This is a genomic window from Candidatus Peregrinibacteria bacterium (genome assembly GCA_016699755.1).
GTDB lineage: Bacteria > Patescibacteriota > Gracilibacteria > CAIRYL01.
This window is the reverse complement of record CP065009.1, coordinates 822,946-841,512: the sequence shown is the minus strand read 5'-3', so window position 1 is coordinate 841,512 and position 18,567 is coordinate 822,946. Positions and strand designations below refer to the sequence as shown.

General features: G+C 41.1%; 16 protein-coding genes. 7 read left to right on the top strand and 9 right to left on the bottom strand.

The window, feature by feature from the left end; genetic code table 11:
• Nucleotides 1-23: 23 nt before the first annotated feature.
• From ssb to IPN35_03700, 3 genes are all read right to left on the bottom strand, one after another.
• Nucleotides 24-593 carry a single-stranded DNA-binding protein gene (gene ssb, locus IPN35_03710; protein ID QQS58683.1) on the bottom strand — a complete coding sequence of 190 codons (570 nt, stop codon included), beginning with the start codon at nt 591-593 and terminating at the stop codon, nt 24-26.
• 32 nt (nt 594-625) lie between these two features.
• The gene (locus IPN35_03705; GenBank protein QQS58682.1) at nt 626-4,198 is read right to left on the bottom strand and encodes a DNA-directed RNA polymerase subunit beta; all 3,573 of its coding nucleotides are present in this window, start codon (nt 4,196-4,198) and stop codon (nt 626-628) included.
• 220 nt (nt 4,199-4,418) lie between these two features.
• Nucleotides 4,419-4,733: an RNHCP domain-containing protein gene (locus IPN35_03700; GenBank protein QQS58681.1), complete on the bottom strand. Its 315-nt coding sequence runs from the start codon at nt 4,731-4,733 to the stop codon at nt 4,419-4,421.
• Between the two features lie 236 nt (nt 4,734-4,969).
• Between IPN35_03700 and IPN35_03695 the strand changes: the two genes are divergently transcribed.
• The gene (locus IPN35_03695; GenBank protein QQS58680.1) at nt 4,970-5,587 is read left to right on the top strand and encodes a hypothetical protein; all 618 of its coding nucleotides are present in this window, start codon (nt 4,970-4,972) and stop codon (nt 5,585-5,587) included.
• A gap of 36 nt (nt 5,588-5,623) precedes the next feature.
• Here the strand turns inward: IPN35_03695 and IPN35_03690 are convergent, their stop codons facing one another.
• The 4 genes from IPN35_03690 to IPN35_03675 form a co-directional block, all read right to left on the bottom strand.
• Entirely contained in the window at nt 5,624-6,586 is a 963-nt protein-coding gene (locus IPN35_03690) for an NAD-dependent epimerase/dehydratase family protein (protein ID QQS58679.1), read from the bottom strand.
• 57 nt (nt 6,587-6,643) lie between these two features.
• On the bottom strand, nt 6,644-7,855 hold the full coding sequence (locus IPN35_03685) for a hypothetical protein (GenBank protein ID QQS58678.1): 1,212 nt from the start codon (nt 7,853-7,855) through the stop codon (nt 6,644-6,646).
• A 106-nt stretch (nt 7,856-7,961) separates the two neighbouring features.
• Nucleotides 7,962-9,488: a WecB/TagA/CpsF family glycosyltransferase gene (locus IPN35_03680; GenBank protein ID QQS58677.1), complete on the bottom strand. Its 1,527-nt coding sequence runs from the start codon at nt 9,486-9,488 to the stop codon at nt 7,962-7,964.
• Nucleotides 9,467-10,039 (bottom strand): riboflavin synthase, encoded by a 573-nt coding sequence (locus IPN35_03675; protein QQS58676.1) that lies wholly within the window; start codon nt 10,037-10,039, stop codon nt 9,467-9,469. Before IPN35_03675 ends, IPN35_03680 begins: the two co-directional genes overlap by 22 nt.
• Nucleotides 10,040-10,141: 102 nt before the next feature.
• Between IPN35_03675 and IPN35_03670 the strand changes: the two genes are divergently transcribed.
• The 3 genes from IPN35_03670 to IPN35_03660 all read left to right on the top strand — a co-directional run bounded on the left by IPN35_03670 (nt 10,142) and on the right by IPN35_03660 (nt 12,672).
• Nucleotides 10,142-10,888 carry an endonuclease/exonuclease/phosphatase family protein gene (locus tag IPN35_03670; GenBank protein QQS58675.1) on the top strand — a complete coding sequence of 249 codons (747 nt, stop codon included), beginning with the start codon at nt 10,142-10,144 and terminating at the stop codon, nt 10,886-10,888.
• 72 nt (nt 10,889-10,960) lie between these two features.
• A complete protein-coding gene (dnaB, locus tag IPN35_03665) occupies nt 10,961-12,307 on the top strand; it encodes a replicative DNA helicase (protein QQS58674.1) in 1,347 nt (448 codons plus the stop codon).
• Nucleotides 12,308-12,372: 65 nt separating this feature from the next.
• The gene (locus IPN35_03660) at nt 12,373-12,672 is read left to right on the top strand and encodes a 30S ribosomal protein S20 (protein ID QQS58673.1); all 300 of its coding nucleotides are present in this window, start codon (nt 12,373-12,375) and stop codon (nt 12,670-12,672) included.
• A 76-nt stretch (nt 12,673-12,748) separates the two neighbouring features.
• Here IPN35_03660 and IPN35_03655 read toward each other — a convergent pair whose 3' ends face one another.
• The gene (locus IPN35_03655; protein ID QQS58672.1) at nt 12,749-13,627 is read right to left on the bottom strand and encodes an isoaspartyl peptidase/L-asparaginase; all 879 of its coding nucleotides are present in this window, start codon (nt 13,625-13,627) and stop codon (nt 12,749-12,751) included.
• A 266-nt stretch (nt 13,628-13,893) separates the two neighbouring features.
• On the opposite strand from IPN35_03655, the gene IPN35_03650 reads away from it, so the two are divergent.
• Nucleotides 13,894-14,517: a bifunctional phosphoribosyl-AMP cyclohydrolase/phosphoribosyl-ATP diphosphatase HisIE gene (locus IPN35_03650; GenBank protein QQS58671.1), complete on the top strand. Its 624-nt coding sequence runs from the start codon at nt 13,894-13,896 to the stop codon at nt 14,515-14,517.
• 2 nt (nt 14,518-14,519) lie between these two features.
• Here IPN35_03650 and IPN35_03645 read toward each other — a convergent pair whose 3' ends face one another.
• Nucleotides 14,520-15,179: a hypothetical protein gene (locus IPN35_03645; GenBank protein QQS58670.1), complete on the bottom strand. Its 660-nt coding sequence runs from the start codon at nt 15,177-15,179 to the stop codon at nt 14,520-14,522.
• Between the two features lie 208 nt (nt 15,180-15,387).
• On the opposite strand from IPN35_03645, the gene IPN35_03640 reads away from it, so the two are divergent.
• A complete protein-coding gene (locus IPN35_03640) occupies nt 15,388-17,094 on the top strand; it encodes a type II/IV secretion system protein (protein QQS58669.1) in 1,707 nt (568 codons plus the stop codon).
• Between the two features lie 17 nt (nt 17,095-17,111).
• Nucleotides 17,112-18,554, top strand: coding sequence for a hypothetical protein (locus IPN35_03635; protein QQS58668.1), 1,443 nt, complete (start codon nt 17,112-17,114; stop codon nt 18,552-18,554).
• Nucleotides 18,555-18,567: the final 13 nt, after the last annotated feature.

The window sequence follows — 18,567 nt, the reverse complement described above, 5'->3', positions numbered from 1 at the left end:
GAAGGAAAATGAAAAAAAATGGACTATCGAGACTCCTCTTCAAAGAGAGGCTCCTCTAGCGAATAGCTAGGGGATGCGTTATGCAGTGAAGAGTCTCCCCCCGAAAAGGTAACATCTGCTCGTGATGTACTTCCTTTTTCGAGGTGTTTTCGAATACCCTCCTCAATGTGAAGTGGCGATCTTTCGCCATCTCCAAATTCTGCCATGTCCTCGTATGAATCATAATCTGCAGCTTCCTGTTCGTTATTGGCATCGTGTCGAATGCCTCGGTCGAGGACGAGAATATCTTGGACAACAATTTCCGTTCTGTAGAGTCGAACACCATTTTCTCCTTCCCAGCTTCGTGTTTTGAGATACCCTTCAATATAAATGAGTGTGCTCTTCTGGAGAAATCGTTCACAGATTTCTGATATTTTCCCCCATGAGAGCATGTTGTGAAACTCTGCCTGACTTTGTTTATGTCCCTGTGGATCGTACCATGTTCTATTGGTGGCAAGAACAAATGTTGCCATTTTTTGCCCTCCGGCTGTTGTTCGGATATCGGGTGCACGAGCCACATTCCCAATTAGGATGACCTTGTTTATATTCCGCATGAAAAACAAAAAGAAAGAAAAAAATGTACTTCTTAAGCGTGTCCTTCGGCGAGTTCTTCAAGAGAATCTTGCATCTCTTCCTCTGCTGACTCTCCAGAATGATCATTCCCAGAAAGTTCAGCTTGGATTTCTTCCTCGTTCTCTTTGTTCTCACCAATATCTTGAATTTCACTAATGAGATCTTCTTCGGCAATACTCGAATTCTCCATGTTTTCTTCTGATTCAATGAGATGATCAAAATCAATAACTTCTTCTGCTTCTGACCGAAGATTAACGTTCATTCCGAGTGCGCGAAGTTCGTGTACGAGCACATTAAAGGACTCTGGTGTACTTGGTTTTCGAATTGGTTCACCTTTGACAATCGATTCGTATGCTTTACTTCTTCCTACGACATCATCCGATTTAATGGTGAGCATTTCCTGAAGGGTGTGTGCGGCACCGTATGCTTCAAGCGCCCACACTTCCATTTCTCCGAAACGCTGTCCTCCGTGTTGTGCTTTTCCTCCAAGTGGCTGTTGCGTCACAATAGAGTAAGGACCAACAGAACGAGCATGAATTTTATCTTCTACAAGATGGTTGAGCTTTAACATATACGTTATTCCAACAGTAGTTCTGTGAGCAAAGGCTTCTCCTGTCATTCCGTCGTAGAGCTGGATTTTTCCGTCGTCAGGGAGACCAGCTTCTCTGAGGAATGTTTCGATTTGTTGCGGAGAAATACCGTTGAGCACAGGGGATGCGAATCGAATATTTTTCTCTCGCCCTGCCCATCCAAGATGGGTTTCGAGAATCTGTCCAATATTCATACGAGAGGCAACACCAAGGGGATTCAAGATAATATCAACTGGTGTTCCATCGGGAAGGAATGGCATATCTTCTACTGGAACAATAGTAGAAACCACCCCCTTATTTCCGTGTCGTCCCGCCATTTTATCTCCCACCTGAATTTTTCGAGTCTTGGCAACAAATACTCGTACTTGTTTGAGACAACCAATAGGGAGATCATCTCCGTTTTCTCGTGAAAAAATCTGAACATCAACCACTTTTCCGTGTCCTCCTCCGGGAAGTCTGAGCGATGAATCCTTAACGTCTTTTGCCTTTTCTCCAAAAATCGCCTGTAAGAGACGCTCTTCTGGTGTAAGTTCTGTTTCTCCTTTGGGAGTAATCTTCCCGACGAGAATATCGCCTTCTTGAACAGGGGCTCCGATACGAATAATTCCATCGGTATCGAGTTGAGCAAGTTTTGTTTCGGCAACGTTTGGGATATCTCTTGTGATCATCTCTGGTCCAAGCTTTGTTTCTCGGACATCAATGGAAAAATCATCGATATGAATGGAGTCATAAAATCCTTCACGGGCAACTCGTTCAGAGAGAATAATCGCATCTTCAAAGTTAAATCCGTTCCACGACATGTAGGCAACAAGTAGATTTCGTCCAATGGAGACCTCTCCTTTGTCAACGGAAGCTCCATCAGCAATAACATCTCCCTTTTCCATTTTTTGTCCAGGAAATACTTGAACTCGCGTATTAAAACAAGTGGACTGATTTGTTCGACCAAAGGTTGTAATAGGGATAATCTTCTTTTTTCCAGATTTTCCCATAAAAACAACCATGCTGGCATCTGCTTCTACAATTTCTCCATCTTCTGGAGCGGTAATACACTGTCCAGAGCTTTCTGCAATAAGGAATTCCATTCCGGTTCCTACGACTGGACTTTCTGGGGAAACAATAGGAACTGCTTGACGTTGCATGTTCGACCCCATGGCGGCACGAGTATTATCGTCATGCTCCAAAAAGGGGATAAGTGAAGTTGTTTCTGAAATAATCTGTTTTGGAGAAACATCGATATGGGTCACTTCTCGAACCTGTGTGAGAACTGGTTCTCCATCGGCACGAGCCGCGATTCGCTTTTCCAAAAATTGTCCTTTTTTATCGAGGAGTGAATTTGCTTGTGCTACGACGAGCTTTCTTTCTTCTTCGGCGTCATAATAGGTGATGACTTCCTTGATATATGGTCGAACAAGAATCTCTTTTCGGGTTTTGTCACTCGAAAGTTTCTTTGCCATTTTCGCATCAATGACATCATCCTCTTTTCCAACGCCTTCAATATCTTCCCCAAGGAATCGTTCAAGAAGATCCTTTTCCGTATTGGGAGCAGAATGTGCGACTTCGCGAAAAGGAGTTTCAATAAAACCAAGTTCGTTTACTTTCGCGTAGCTTGCGAGATGAACAACAAGTCCAATATTTGGTCCTTCTGGAGTGGAAATAGGACAAATTCTTCCGTAGTGACTTTGGTGAACGTCGCGAACATCAAAACTCGCGCGTTCGCGGGAGAGTCCGCCTGGACCCATGGCAGAAAGTCGCCGTTTGTGGGCAAGCTCTGCAAGTGGATTTGTTTGATCCATAAACTGAGAGAGCTGTGAGCTAGCAAAAAACTCTCGCATGGAGGCAGTGACAGGTCGTGAGTTAATAAGCTGTGTTGGAGTGATTGTTTCGAGCTCCATAACTGTCATACGGTCTTTTGCAATGCGATCTGTTCGTAAAAGTCCTACACGAAATTTGTTTTGAACGAGTTCTCCTACAGAGCGAATACGGCGATTGGAAAGATGGTCAATATCATCTGTTACTCCTCCTTCTTTGTTGAGTTGAATAAGGTGACGAAGAATAGCGATAAAATCTTCTACTCGAAAAATACGCCCTTTCTGATCATTTGGCGTTTTCATGTCGAACCGTTTATTCAGTTTGTGTCTGGCAATGGGACCGAGGTCATATCTTTTGAATTCAAAAAACATTGACTCAATGAGTGATTTTGCATTCTCTGGAGTTGCCATATCACCAGGACGAATCTTCCTGTAGACGCTTTGGTATGCTTCTCGAATATCTGTTATTCCATCTTTTTCTAATGTTTTGAGAAGAAAATTTTCTTCTTCCGACAATTTTATGTCTTTTACAATATCGAGAATTTTTTTATCAGTTTCGTATCCGAAAATACGAAGAAGTTGTGTGATTGGAATCTTTCGCTTTCGGTCAACCTTTGCCGTGATAACACCCTTTTTATCGGTTTCGATTTCGAGCCAAGCTCCACGTTTGGGAATAATTTTACAATTAAAATATGCAGGAGCGGCAGAGCTTCGAGCAAAAAATACTCCTGGACTTCGGACTAGCTGATTAACAACAACTCTCTCAATACCATTCACAATAAATGTTCCTTTATTGGTCATCATTGGGATTGCCCCAAGAAATACTTCTTGTTCCTTAATTTCCCCAGTTTCCTTATTGATGAGTCGAACACGAACAACAAGATTTGATTCGTACGATGTCATTTTTCGTCGAGCTTCTTCTGGAGTGAATTTTGTTGCTTCAAATCGGTGTGACAAAAAATGGAGTTCCATCTTTTTTCCCGAAAAATCGGTGATTGGTGAGATCTCTTCAAAAATCTCAGAAATCCCCTCTCGCAAAAACCAGTTGTACGAGTTTTCTTGAATCTCAATAAGTGGAGGGAGAGGAAGAGAGTCTTCCTGTTCGGTAAAAAAATACCTCCCTTGTTTTATTTTTGTGGGCACAAGCGAAAAAGGAAAATCTGTCTTTTTCGGTTCGGCTTTTGGCATTGCTCAGAAAAAAAGAAGGGGGGCAACTCAGCAACATAACAGCAACGCACGAAGAATTCCTATTGCAGAGTGTAAGCTTTCTGAATTTTAGAGGAAACATATCCCATTTTGTCAAGTCTTTTCGAAAAACTAGCGCTCAAAAATCAAAAGGAGAGAATATATTTTTTGAATGTTTTTGAGCGCTCATATGTTCCCCAGAAATGTGGAGACATAAAGAGATTTACGAAAAAAATGTCTTTTGTGAAATCTTGAGTATTGCTTCAAAACAATCATCTGGAGCGCTTCGGTTTTTCCGCTCTACACCACAATACTCACATTTATAGAGAAAAACAAAATCCGCCTTTTTATTTCCCGAAAGAATGCCAACAGGAATCATTTTTCCACCACAGAGATTTTTTCTGTCCCCTGGATCAATATCGACATGCTTGCTTGCAAGGCATATTCGGCAGTGGTTTCGACATGTCTTTTCCGCAGGAGAATTTTTTGCTCCGCAATATTCACAGAGAAAGCCTTCATTTTTCTTATAAAACGCCATTTTGTGTGGAAAGAGTACCTGATTCCGCTCGTTTTGTCATTTGGACATTTTTTTGGGTTTGTTGAAATATTTTCGCATGGAAAAGTGAAAGTGAGTACTTCTTTGAAACAATGCGAACGGTCTGTTCTCTCCGAAAAGTATACTTATGAATGCATTTCCATTTATATGTCAACAGCATTGATTGGCAGACCGCTATTTTGTTCGGTATAATGCTTAGATACATCAAATACACACACATGAAATATACCCTCCCGAGTGCCGCGTACGATAACAAGATCTACGCAAAGTTCTCAAAAAACACCATTGAAAAAAAATCGCAAAACAAAATGGAGTTTTGTCGTGAGCACGAGTTGAGCTGTCAGCAACGGCAGCTCTTGGTCGGAATTGTAATGGAGCTTTCTCAAAAAAATGGAGCGAAACTTCTGGAAGACATTCTCCCCGGAATGCTTTCTCTCAACGTGTGTTTGGCGGTTCGTGGAGTGGGAACGGAGCAATTCCAAAATCTTATTCTTAATTTTAGCAAACAGTATCCTGGTCGTATTGCTGTGGTGCATGATACTAATGAGGGACTCAGGAAAATTTTTGCCGCCTCTGATACTTCCTTCTTTTTTAGCGGTGGACTCGATAACGAACAGCTCGTTCAGGCTTCCCTTGGGTATGCGTGTCTTCCCATTGCTCCAGAAGGAATGCGTCACATTGTAGAAGACTACAATCCCAATCAAGAATCGGGAACAGGGTTTCTTTTCTCTGATGGGAATCCATGGTCGGCATTTGCGGCGCTAGTGCGCGCGAATGAGAACTTTCGATTTCCGTACGATTGGAAAAACATTCAAAAGAGCGCGATTGAAAACTAAGAAATCGCCCAAAAAGTCATGGTTATTTTGGTGTGTCTACAAATAGTCCGAACTTGTTTCTCGAATTTTCTCTAAGCGAAGGTTTTTTACCTGATCTCGTATCCCTTCCACAAGAGTCATTTTTGGTTCGTAGCCAAGTATAGTTCTTATTTTCGTAATATCTGCACATTGTCCGTGGACGTAGAGTTCTTTAACCGGATTTTCAATATATTTTGGAAGAACATCTTTTTCAAATGCCTTGGCAAGAGAATCCACAATTTCATTAAGTGTACAGGCAGATCCTGTGCCAATATTAAAGATTTCTGCTCCGAGTTTTTCTTTTGTTTCCATGGCAAGAGTAATTCCTTGAACCACATCACTCACGTGAGTAAAGTCTCGAAATTGGGTACCATCTCCATAAATAATGGGAGTTTTTCCACGCGCAATATCCCATGCGAATTGGGAAACAATGTTTGCATATTTTCCTTTTGCTTCTTCATTTGGTCCGTAAACGCTCATAAACCGAAAGCCAATAACATCTATTTCTGGATTGGTGCGACAAAAGCAGGCAGAACACTGTTCGTAGAGAAATTTTGTCACCGCATAGTGATTTGGTGGAACAACATGCTGATTCTCTGTAAGGGGAACAGGGTTATTTCCATAAAGGGAAGAAGTGGAAGCGTAGAGCACTTTTTTTACTCCGACTTCTTGTGCCCATTCAAGGACTTTTACAAAACTGGCAACAGAATTGATATAGGCTTCTGCTAGGTTGTCCTGAAACATAGGAGCAGAAGAGCTTCCCGCAAGATGAAGAATAATATCTGCGGAACCGATTTTTTGGAGATCCTCTTTCTTTGTCGCATCTCCTTCAAGAAAAGAGACTTCTGAATGAAGATTCTCCCTGTCGCCAAGCAGAAGATTATCGAGCGCAATAATATCGTGGTTTTTGCGGTGAGTGTTGCAAAAATTTGATCCAATAAAGCCTGCACCGCCCGTTACCAAAATTCTTTTTCTCTGCATCCGTTTTTTAAAAATCGGTTCGCATTGTAGAGAAAGTTCCTTTTGGGAGCAATTTTCTTATGCCGCCACAGCGCATGATTCGCTATTCGCAGTTTCTGTTTTTGGATTGACATGGAAAAGGATGTGAACAATCTCTTCTGGTGATTTTTGGGCTATCTTCATCATTATATTTCGAGCATGTTCTCGATCAGCACCGTTGGTAATTCCTATATAATCAAGGGTCCTCCTGAGAATTTCTGCTTCATTTGTATAGGCATTTGCTTGTCCACAGCTATTTCGGCAAATATACATAGTATTTTTATCCTCAAGAGCCATCTGCACATCTCCTGGCTTGTCTCCCAAATATTCATTGGGCATAAGACCCATTTCTTCCTGTATCTCACTTTTTGTCATTGTCTCATTAAACACTTCCCCAAGGTGTTCCTGTTGTTTTACCAATGAGGTAAATGCCAAAAAACCATAAACGCCATTTTCTTGAATGGCACGTAGGATTTCTGTGCTGCTCATAGGGTTTTTAAGTTTGATTTTTTGTTTTTTTTGAAATGGAAGAATACTACTTGTTCCTTCTTTTTCTTCTGTAAAATCTCCTGCTGACTCTCTCTTTTTCTCCGAAGGTTGAACGGGGAGCGAGTTTTCTGTTTCGGTCGCAGATATTTCTTCCGGTATTTCGTCATCATTTTGAGGGGCACTGAGAAATGCGAAAAATTCGTCAAATTCTTCTCCAGAAAAGATAATTTTTTGAAGCATGTTCCAAGCATCCTTTTTTGTTTCGGGGTCAGAAATGGTGTTGAGAAAAGGGGAGTAGAGCGTAAAAACAGCAACAATACGATCTGTGCGCTTCATACACTCTTTCTCGAGGGATTGAGCGAATCTTTCCAAGTTTGCTTGATCCTCCTCATGTTCTGTTTCAGAAAATATATCGAAGGCATTCTCAAATACGGGAGAGAGAAATTTCCTCCCCAAAATGTCTTCAATACTTGTATGCGTAACGTCGGTTATTTTGTTTTGTTGTTCGGAATTCTCTTGGGAATTCAAAAAAATATCGTTATTCGCCGCTGGCGGGTAGTCGTTTGGCGGAATCGTCTGCCATTCACTGAGGTAATTCCCCGCAATCCTACTTGTTTGTTCACGAGGAAGAAGCCCTTCGTCATTTACCGCTTTTACGAGGCGATGGGAAAATTTTTTAAATAAAAAAGCAGAAGAAGAGTTTTGCTCTGCTACAAATTCTGGATACTGCCACCTAATAGCGATTTTCTCGGGGGGTCTCATGATCGCGTATGAAAAACAAATTTCCCCCGCGATGAAGAGATACGAACCCCGATGGTGTCCGAAGAGAAGAAAACATTTCTTCTTTGGGGAAAAAGCGAGGCTTATTCTAAGGCTTTTCCCACAATTGTAAACCCATTTTTTTTGGCTTTCTGATGCGGTTCGGGAAGATAACCACTGCATTCCATATTCTTTTCCCCCGTTTTTTTGGTTCTTTGAGTAATCGCCAGAACCATTCCATTCCAGTTTTTTGGAAAATTTTTGGTGCTCGAGTCTGGTTTCCGGCAACAAAGTCAAAACTTCCTCCTACACCCATGGCAAAACGGATATTTGGTAGGAATTTTAAATTCCGTGTAATCCATTTTTCCTGTGTTGGTGCGCCAAACGCCACAAAAAGAACAGTTGCGCCAGAGGCATTTATCGCTCTTCGAATTCGTTCTTCATCTTTTGGGGAAGCAGAGCCAGCGTCGTATCCCGAAACGCTTCCGGCAAATACGCGAGAACACTCTCGAGCGGATCCAGAAGCTCCTCCCAAAAGAAAAATAGGTTCTCTAGTGCTTTTGCAAAATTCCACGAAGAGGTCACTTCCCGCAATTCGCTCTGGAAGAATATGCGATTGACGGAAAAAGAGAAAATGGAAAAGGGAAAATATCGTCCTTATAATATGAACATTTTTTTTGTTCAATTTTTGAAAATAACGCTGTCTAAAATTTGATGCCCACAAAATGCCAATACCATCGGGAATGGAGAAATGTGCCGACTGAAGGACTCGTAGAAAATCCGAATCCTTCTCTGCAGCAATACACATTTCGGGATTTGGTGTTGTGACGAAAAATTGCCGATTTCCCTTTGCGTATTCGTGAAGTTTTTGGAGTGCCGATTTAAAATCTGTCACATCAAACGGAACACCGAGTACAGAAACACGTTTCGGTCGATACCCCCAAAAGATGAGATTGTGATCAGTTTTTTCCCCTTTTGAACATTCCGTTTCCTCAAACCCTGTTTGAATCAGCAGTTCTTGAATATCATCCGCAGAAAATGCGTGGTAGAGTCGGGGAATTTTTTTGTTGCCCCAAGGAATGACGATGTCTTTTTTTGACCACCAAGGAAAAATATATCTTCGCCATCTTGCAGATGCTCGGGCATTTTGAAATCGATCTTGTTCTAAATTCCATGTAGTTCCACCAAAAAATCCTCCGGGTTTTAATATGCGAAATATTTCCGTGAGCGCCTTCTCTCTTGCCTTTTTCGTTGAGAGGTGTGGCAAGGAAGCGAAGGCAAAAACAGCATCAAAGCTCCTATCAACAAAAGGAAGATCTTGCATATCTCCCGTGAGAAATGTTCTTCCCGAGTATTTCTTTTTTGCGAACTCAATAAGTTTTTCCGACTGATCAATTCCCACCACTTCCGCTCCTGCTTTTTCGAGCTCTGGAACATGTCGTCCATTACCACATCCGGCATCAAGCACGAGAAGTTTTTTTTGTCCTCCGGTTCGATAGTGTTGCTTTCGGAGGATATCTCGAAAAAGTTCTGCTTCTTGCCACGGATATTCACGACTTTCGGAAAAATCCTCCGCGAAGGCGTTATAGTCCGTTTTTTTGAAAAGCCAAAATTTTAAGAGTGCTCCGAGTGCCATTGAAAGAGAAGTTTTGCAAAAATATCCGCTTCAATGTTCACAAGGTCTCCATAATGTAACTTTCCGAGATTTGTTTCTTGAATGGTATGCGGAATAAGAACCACCTCAAAAAAATCTCTTTCAACCGAAGCAAGAGTTAATGAAACTCCATTGATACACACAGACCCTTTTTTTGCGAAAAAAGGAAAAAGGTCTTTTAGAAGTTGAAATCGAAGTCGCTTTCCAAGGTCTTCTGAAATATCATCGAGAAGATGTGCTGTGCCATCGATATGCCCCTGAACAATATGTCCTTCAAAACGACCGTTTGCTGGCATAGCCCGCTCTAGGTTTACCAATTTGGCACTGCCAAGGTTTGTTCGCGAAAATGTTTCGGGTACGACATCAAATTCCATTTCTTTTTCGGAAAAACGCACAACGGTAAGGCAAGCGCCATTTATAGCTATTGATTGTCCTGTGTGAAGATCACCAAAAAGATGGGGTCGTGAAACAGTAATACCGGAATCCGTTTTTTTGAGTACTGTTGCCGTTGTTTCGATAATTCCGGTAAACATATTATTTGTGATCCGAATAGTATCTTTTTGGAGTGCTTCTGAAAAGCAGTTTCCTGTTTTCTATTCCGTGAAAAAAGTGTTACAATGAACGATTGGAGAAACATGAAAATTCTTATTTACAATATCGGCTACTCCTTGGGGCTTAATGGTTCGACAGGAGACTATATTTTTCGTGGTCTTCGATACGTCTACTGCACTCGAAAGATTCAGGAAAAAGTGATCTCTGACATCACCACTATTATTACCGATACAAATCCTGATATATGTGGACTTCTTGAGGTGGAGCAAGGAAATGCGTTTTTTAATCGCATTAATCAAGTAAAAGAGCTCAATCGTGACGGAAAGTTTGTGGTTGATATTAGTTCAAAATATGCGGAAAAGAGTCTAATTTCTAAAATCGATTTTTTGCGGAGCAAAAGCAATGCTGTTCTCCTGAAAAAGCCACTTCCTATCCATAAGCATTATTTTGGTCATGGCATTAAACGGCTTCTCTATGAAATTGTTGTTCGTCCTGATATTAGTATTTTTCTTGTTCATTTTTCTCTGAGTCATCGCGCTCGTGCTCACCAGATTCAAGAACTTCGGAGTTTAATACGACAACGAGAAAAGGTGGTTATTTGCGGGGATTTCAATATTTTTGGTGGACTTCATGAACTTGATCCACTTCTTCGCCATACTCATTTGCATGTGGTAAATAAGCGTGGTGATGTAACTTTCCCTGCGGTGCATCCCAAAATAGCACTCGACCTTTTTCTCTGCTCCAAAAGTCTTACTGTAAAAGATATTCAGGTGCTTTCTGGAGCTTTTTCCGATCATTGTCCAGTGCTCTTTGAATTTGAAACATCATAGGTCTTACGGTCATATTTCCTTGTTTGAAAAAGAAAAAGGAGGGTAGTATAAAATTCCTTTGGCTCTTTGAATATGTCCGAAAAGAAACTACTTCCTCACGATATTGGCGCAGAAGAAAGTGTGCTTGGTTCCATTCTCATTGAGCCGATTTCCATGATCAAAATTTCCGATCTTCTTAATCCAGAAGATTTTTTTATCGATGGAAATGCAAAAATCTATGAGGTTATTTCCGAGCTCTTTCATGCTCATCGTCCTGTTGATTTCATCACGGTGACCACGGCACTGAGCGATAAGAAATACTATAATGCTTCGGAGGGAGGTGCGCGTCTTGCAGAGCTTGCCGCCGCTGTTCCTAGTGCAAGCCACATTTTTGAATATGCGCAAACGGTAAAAAAGAAATCAACTCTTCGAAAAATGATCCGTGCAGGAGATCATATTATGAGTTTTGCTCGAGATGAATCAAAAAAAGTAGAAGAACTTCTCGAATCCGCGGAAAAAGAAGTGTTCTCTATTTCACAAACTTTTCTGAAAGATAAGTTTGTTTCCATTAAGGAGGTACTCACTTCTCGATTTGAAGTTTTTGCGGAACGGCACATGTCGGAAGAAGATGTTTCAGGAGGAGTTCCTACGGGATATAAAGGACTCGACAAATATCTTTCGGGGCTTCATCCTTCCGATTTTATTGTGCTTGCTGCACGTCCTTCTATGGGAAAAACCGCATTCGCACTCTCTATTGCCATGAACATTGCTCTGACAAAAAAGAAGACTGTCGGTATTTTCTCGCTCGAAATGAGCAAGGAACAGCTTGTCGATCGTATGTTTGCGAGTCGTTTAGCCGTAGATTCGTGGAAGCTTCAGCGCGGAAAACTTTCTGATGAAGATTTTGGACGTATGGGACTCGTGATGGATGAGCTCAGCAATGCTCCCATTTTTATCGATGACTCTGTGGGAAGCTCCATGTCTGAAGTGCGTGCCAAGGCGCGGCGACTACAAATGGAGAGTGGGCTTGATCTTCTTATTATTGACTATCTTCAGCTTCTCTCCTCGGGAAACTCTGCATTTGCGGGAAATAGGGTGCAAGAAATTTCCGAAATTTCACGGAGTTTTAAGGCACTTGCTCGCGAACTCCATATTCCTGTTATAGCACTCAGTCAGCTTTCGCGTGCGGTGGAGCAACGTCCGAGTAAAATTCCAGCACTTTCGGATCTTCGTGAATCGGGTGCTATTGAGCAGGATGCAGACGTAGTACTCATGATGTATCGTGATGATTACTACGATGAAGATTCTGATCGCCCCGGAATTACCGATATTTATATTCGCAAACACCGAAATGGTCCTGTAGGACACTGCGAACTTCGGTTCGATCTCTCGCAAATGCGATTTTACGATATCGATCGTACGCATGAAGAGGGAGGTTGATCGCAAAGTCTTGACTTTTTCTATGCTTATTTGTCAGTATCTTCCGGCATTTCTCTTCTCTATCTATGCCCATTATTGCTTCCGCCAAAAAGCGCATGCGACAGAACGATGTTCATCGTGTTCGAAATCATGCAAATATGTCTCGTATGCGAACGCTTTATAAAAATATTGGAAAATGGATCGAGAGTGGAGATGGAGAAAAAGCAGAGTCTTTTTTCAAAGAGGCACAAAAATCTATTGATACTTGTGCTAAGAAAAATCTTATTCATAAAAATAATGCGGCTCGAAAAAAGTCTCGCATTGCCAACCTTATTAGCGGATGGAAAGCAAAAGCTTCTCAAAATTCAGAAGAGAAAAAGGCATAGAAAAGTCTCTTCCTCATAAAGAACGTTGCCGCCTTTCTCATGCATTGAGAAGGCGGGTTTTTGTATCTTCACTCTCCTATCCTTCTCGATGGGCGGAGGACATGGTTTTGGTGTTAAACGAGAAACCTATTTCTCCAAAGTGGGAAATCGCAATAACTCCACCATCTCCTTGGATTTCTCCAAGTTGAGTGATTGCCTTTTGACAGGCATTCTGAACAGTTTCTTTGTTTTCTATGAAAAAAGAGACGAGTCGTGCCAATGAGAGGCGCATAATTTTTTCTCCAATTCCGGTGCACGAAACCCCACAAAAGGAGTTCGCATAGTTTCCCGCGCCCACAAGAGGAGAATCTCCTACTCTTCCGGGGAAACACACTTTAAGTCCTCCTGTGGAAGTTCCCGCCACAATGAGTCCGTTTGTGTCACGCACCACACAGCCCACTGTTCCGAGTTTATCTGCGCCAGAAAGGTGAAAAGATTGAATAAGATTTTTGTACGATATATCTCCCTTAAGTTTTTTTTGTGCGCTCAAGAAATTCGCATTTTGGTTTTCGGTAATTACTGATTTTGGCAAAAATCCGTATTCCGCCGCAAACCGGCTTGCTCCTTCTCCAGAAAGAGTGGAATGAAAATCGAGTTCTAAAAGTTTTCGTGCTACAGAAATAGGATTTTGCACATCTGTAATTTGAATAACCGCTCCGAGCTGAAGTTTACTCGTCATAAGACAGGCATCCATTCGTGGTTTTCCATCAATCTGAAGATACGAACCGGTTCCAGCATTAAAGAGTGGATTGTTTTCTAAGAGGCACACTGTCTTTTCACATACATCAAGAGTGGAGGCATTTTCTTTGAGCATTTTTTCTGCCTCATCGGCGATGCGCTCGCATGCCTCTTGGCGAATTCCTTTTTCTTCTGTGAGATCATTTGCTCCTCCGTGGAGAATAATTTGATACGACATATTCTAAGGAAAGATATTTATACTGTAGAAAAGACTTTTCGCAGAGTCCAGAGAATCTTTAAGAAACATGAATCCCATATTCTGCTAATCTTTTTTTGTAAGCATCAATTTCCTCGAGAGATTTTCCACCGACAGCGGCATAGAGTTTTGTCAGATTTCGCTCTTTACAATAGGCTCCACTTTTATGTCAATGATTGCTTGTTGAAAGGATTACTAGAAAAACCTTCTTTTTTGAGGAATACTACTCACCGTTCCTCTCTTTGTTTATGAATTTTGCGACAAACATTCATTTTTCGAAATATGAAAATGGATTGGTGCCGGTAGCAGTACAACACGCGGTAAGTGGAAAACTCCTTATGCTTGCATTTGCAAATGAAGAAGCGCTCGAAAAAACAATAACGACTCGCGAGGCATATTTCTTTTCGCGTTCACGAAACATGCTTTGGAAAAAAGGGGAGACCAGTGGGAATACGTTGTGTATTCGTGCTGTTCGGTACGATTGCGATGCAGATGCGATTTTGTATCTCGCTATTCCAAAAGGATCAACTTGTCATACTGGAGAAGAATCTTGCTTTTTTGAAGGAGAAACCGGAGAAACTTCTGCGGAAATTCTTTTCGGTCTTGAGCGGATTATTGCTGAACGAAAGGCATCCCAAAAATCTGACTCGTATGTTTCAGAACTTTTTAAAAAAGGAATTCGAAAAATAGCGCAAAAAGTGGGAGAAGAGGCAGTAGAAACTATTCTCGAAGCTGAAATGGGAACAGATGAGGATTTTTTAAATGAATCCGCGGATCTCTTATTTCATTTTCTCGTGCTTCTTTCGGCAAAAGAAAAATCGATTGAAGATGTATTAGAGGTCTTGAGGAGTCGAAAGAAATCTGAGGAATAAAATTATTTCTTATACTGCTTGAGGGGAATCCCTTTTTCACAGGCAGGACATTCTGAAGCATGATATGCCGGTGCGTAGAGTGAGCTCATGGCATAAAATTCCCCTTTTGGCTCGTGGAAAAAGGTGTGTCCGCGATGAACACCATACAAAATGGAGAATCCAGTGATACCGAGGACTTCTTTTTTTTCTGTTATTTCCCGAATGAGTTCTCGTGAGGAGGCGCCGTTGTTGCACGCATCTTCAATAAAGAGAATATGCTTTCCACGGCATTTTTCTGCTTGTTGATCATAAATACCCAAGGCACCATCTCGTTTTTCTGTGTAGATGTATTCAGCTCCCATATCTGCATAGAGAGAGAGTTGAATGAGTTTTGGGAGTGCGAGAGAGCCCATAGCAACTCCAGCAATGAGAAGATTTTCCTTCTCCGAAAACCACTCCATAATTGCCGCACGGTAGTATTCTGAAATTTCCAGCTCTTGTCCGGTAGTAAGTCGACGAAAATCGACAAATATCTCTCCATGAAGCCGTGAGCCATCCATTGCTTTTCCCTTGTACTCAAAGTGACCAAATTGGACAATGTCAAATGATTCAAGTTTTTCTAAAAATTCGATGGAATTTCGGAAGAGGTGGAGATTTTCAGTCGCAGGAAGACCAGAAAACATATTTTTCAAAAAAATACCTCCAAAAGCATAGCTTTCTTCGCAAAATAGGGGCAAGTATTTGACAACATCTCAAAGCAACACAAAAACACTTGTCGTTGCGATGAACGGGAATGAGAAAGCTAATAAAAATTCTTTGACGAATATTGACTGCTAAAAATGATTTTTCTTTATGTATTGCAAAAATAGCCATTTTCAAAATATAAAAAGAATGGTAAAATATGCAGAAATAAATTTCACAAAAATGGACATCAACAACATGACGATTAGTGCGAACCCTGAAATGCGAAAGCAGGCAGTTGAGCAGCAAATTTCGTCTATCAATCAAGAACTCAAAGAACGAGAGGTTCAGGTGCGTTCCGAAAAATTGGGGCTCAAATATATCAATCTCATAGAGGCGCCACTGAATCCCGATGTTCTTCTCCTTATTCCCAAAGATGTTTCACATGCGGCTGGGATTGTTCCATTTTATCGTATTGGAAATAAGCTTCGAGTGGCTTTTTCTGACCCCGAAAATCCCACAACAAAAAAAGCGGTGGAAGTCCTTCGGAAAAAATTTGAAGTGGAAGAATTTCTCTGTTCTCTCGATTCGCTTACACATATTCAACAATCGTACGAAAAAATGTCGTACTACGAAGAAGAAGAAATTCGGGCGGTGGTTGATGAGAATGCGGAAATCAATTTGGAAGGAGAGCTTTTAAAAACGCAGAGTCTTCCAGAAGAAATGAAGGGTGCCAAAACGGATATTGCCCTCAATCTTCTTCATGAAGCGGTACTTCGTCTTGGTGTTTCTGACATTCATTTTCAACCAGAAGAACAGCGAACGGTTATCCGTGCACGAGTTGATGGCATGCTCCGAGAAATTTGTGAAATGCCACATTCTCTTGCCAACGATCTTGTTCAGCAAATTAAGCATGATGCTCATCTCAAGTACAATATCACCAATATTCCGCAAGATGGGAAATATACGTTTCTCGCAAAAGACAGAAGTATTGACGTTCGTGTTTCTGTTTTTCCCACGAGTTTTGGAGAGAGTGTTGTTCTTCGTTTTCTCGATGGAAAGAAAGGGATTGTACCCTTTGAAAAGCTTGGATTTTCTCCACATATTGCCAAAAAAATTGATACCGCCATTATGGCGACCAATGGCATGTTTCTCGTGACTGGTCCTACTGGTTCGGGAAAAACAACAACGCTCTATTCTTCCATTTCAAAGGTAAATACGCCGGAGAAGAAAATCGCCACATTGGAGGATCCTGTAGAGTTTCGCCTGCCAGGAGTGCTTCAGAGTGGTATTGATCATAGTGTTGGATTCGATTTCGCTTCGGGACTTCGTTCGCTTCTTCGTCAAGATCCGGATGTTATTCTTGTGGGAGAAATTCGCGATCAGGAAACGGCAAGTGCGGCGGTGCAGGCTTCTCTCACGGGACACATGGTTTTTTCAACGCTTCATACAAATTCTGCGGCAGATGCCATTCCGCGGCTTATTAACATGGGAATTCCGGCATTTATTCTTGCACCTGCGCTTCGTACGATAGCGGCACAGCGTCTTGTGCGCACGATATGCATTAAGTGTAAAATACCTCGCGCTATTACAGAAGCCGAAAAAAAGGCGACTGCTCCGGTAATAGAACGTTTGAACAAAATTAATGTTCAAATAAAAATGCCAAATGAGTTAGCGGAAGGAAAAGGGTGTGATCGCTGTTGTGGAACTGGATTTCGCGGAGAAACGGCAGTAGTGGAAATTTTGGAGGTCACAGAAAATATTCGAGCACTCATGTTTTCAGACTATTCTTCTGAAAGTATCAAGAGTGTGGCGCGCGAAAATGGCATGCTCACTATGTGGGAAGAAGGACTCTATAAAATTCTTTTGGGACAAACCACTCTCGAAGAACTCTCACGAAAAGTGGAAAAAACGTAATTTCTCTTTTTTGTATCATGCATTTGTATCGAACCTATTCCTTTTTTCACCGAGAAAAACATCTTCTTTTTATGGGGGCTGAAAAATGTTCTGTCGCTTCAGAAAAGAAAGAACCAACAGAAATAGAAGTTCGCGAGAGTGCAAAACAAATGCGTTGGGGAGATCGAAAATCAGATCTTATTTGGAGTGCTATTTGGAATACCGATACCCAGAAACCGGATGAAAAAAATGCAAATTTAGCACTTATTGGATGTGGTGCAAATACAGATATTCTATCGAGAATACAAGCTTTTCAAAAATATTTGGAAGTTGACATGCAGATTGCTGCACGTGCTTCTGACCCGCATGAGGCAGATCGAATCCTTTCGGAACTTCATAATCTCGTGAAAAGAGTAGAAGATATTTATAATGAATTTAGAAAGGCAAGAAAAAATTTGAGAGGAGAAGTAGAAAAAACACTTCCTGTTTTAGCAGGAGCATCTCCTCCTCCACAACCTTCTGTCACTCCTGCTGCATCTCTCGCTACTTCACCAGTACCTTCAGAAACACAAGAGAATCCCGTTAATGCTTTTCTTGCTGGACTTCCAGAAGGAATTCAAAGTGATGTACGAAAATTTTTAAGCAGTAATACTGGGAAATTATTTCAAGGAATTTATCCAGAGTTTGAAGAGAACCCCAGTGCTTTTTCGGAACAATTTTTAAAAAGTGTTTTGAAAGAACCGAAACCTCGAGAAATTCAAATAGCAGAAAATTTTTTGCAGAATCAATTTGGGTACGATAAAAAACAACATGGAGAAAATGTACCAAAATTACTTGCTCGATTTTTTGAGTTTAACACAGAGGGGAGTGATACAACTGTGAATCGTCTTGGAAAAACAATAAATAATCCGAAGGCGTTTATAAAAAGTAGTCTTTTGGCGATGGGAATTTCTTTTAATACTGATGAAAAAATTTTAGAAGTTTCTGAAAATGCTAAAAAAATGTTGCAAGCAGGTTCTCAAGGGTTAGACACCCTAGCAGAAAATTATAAGAAAAATGAGAATGTCTCTCCTGGTGAAGAAAATTGGGAAAGCTTTTGGACATGGATTGCTGGTATTTTTAGCGGAAAAACATTGGACGATATTCAAGATAGTTTAGAGTGTATTGATGCGAAAAAAGTAGCAAAAGAGTGTTTTGTGATAAAGAGTAAAAATGATGCGGAAGTAAAAACAGCATTGGACAATGCTCAAAAAGGAGATGGAAACACAACAGTGCAAGTGCAATATTTGCCGCAAAAGGGAAAAAGTGATGTCGAAACTTTTTTGAGGACTGATAAGAAAAAAAGAAGTATTCGAGAAAAACAAATTGGTGCGGCAGCGCTGGGACTTGATTATCCATCACAAGTAAAAGATTTGAACTTAGAGGTGAAAACAAATGAGACAACAGGTGTGGAAGTGACTTTGTACAAAAATTCCCCATAAAGAAGTTAAAGCC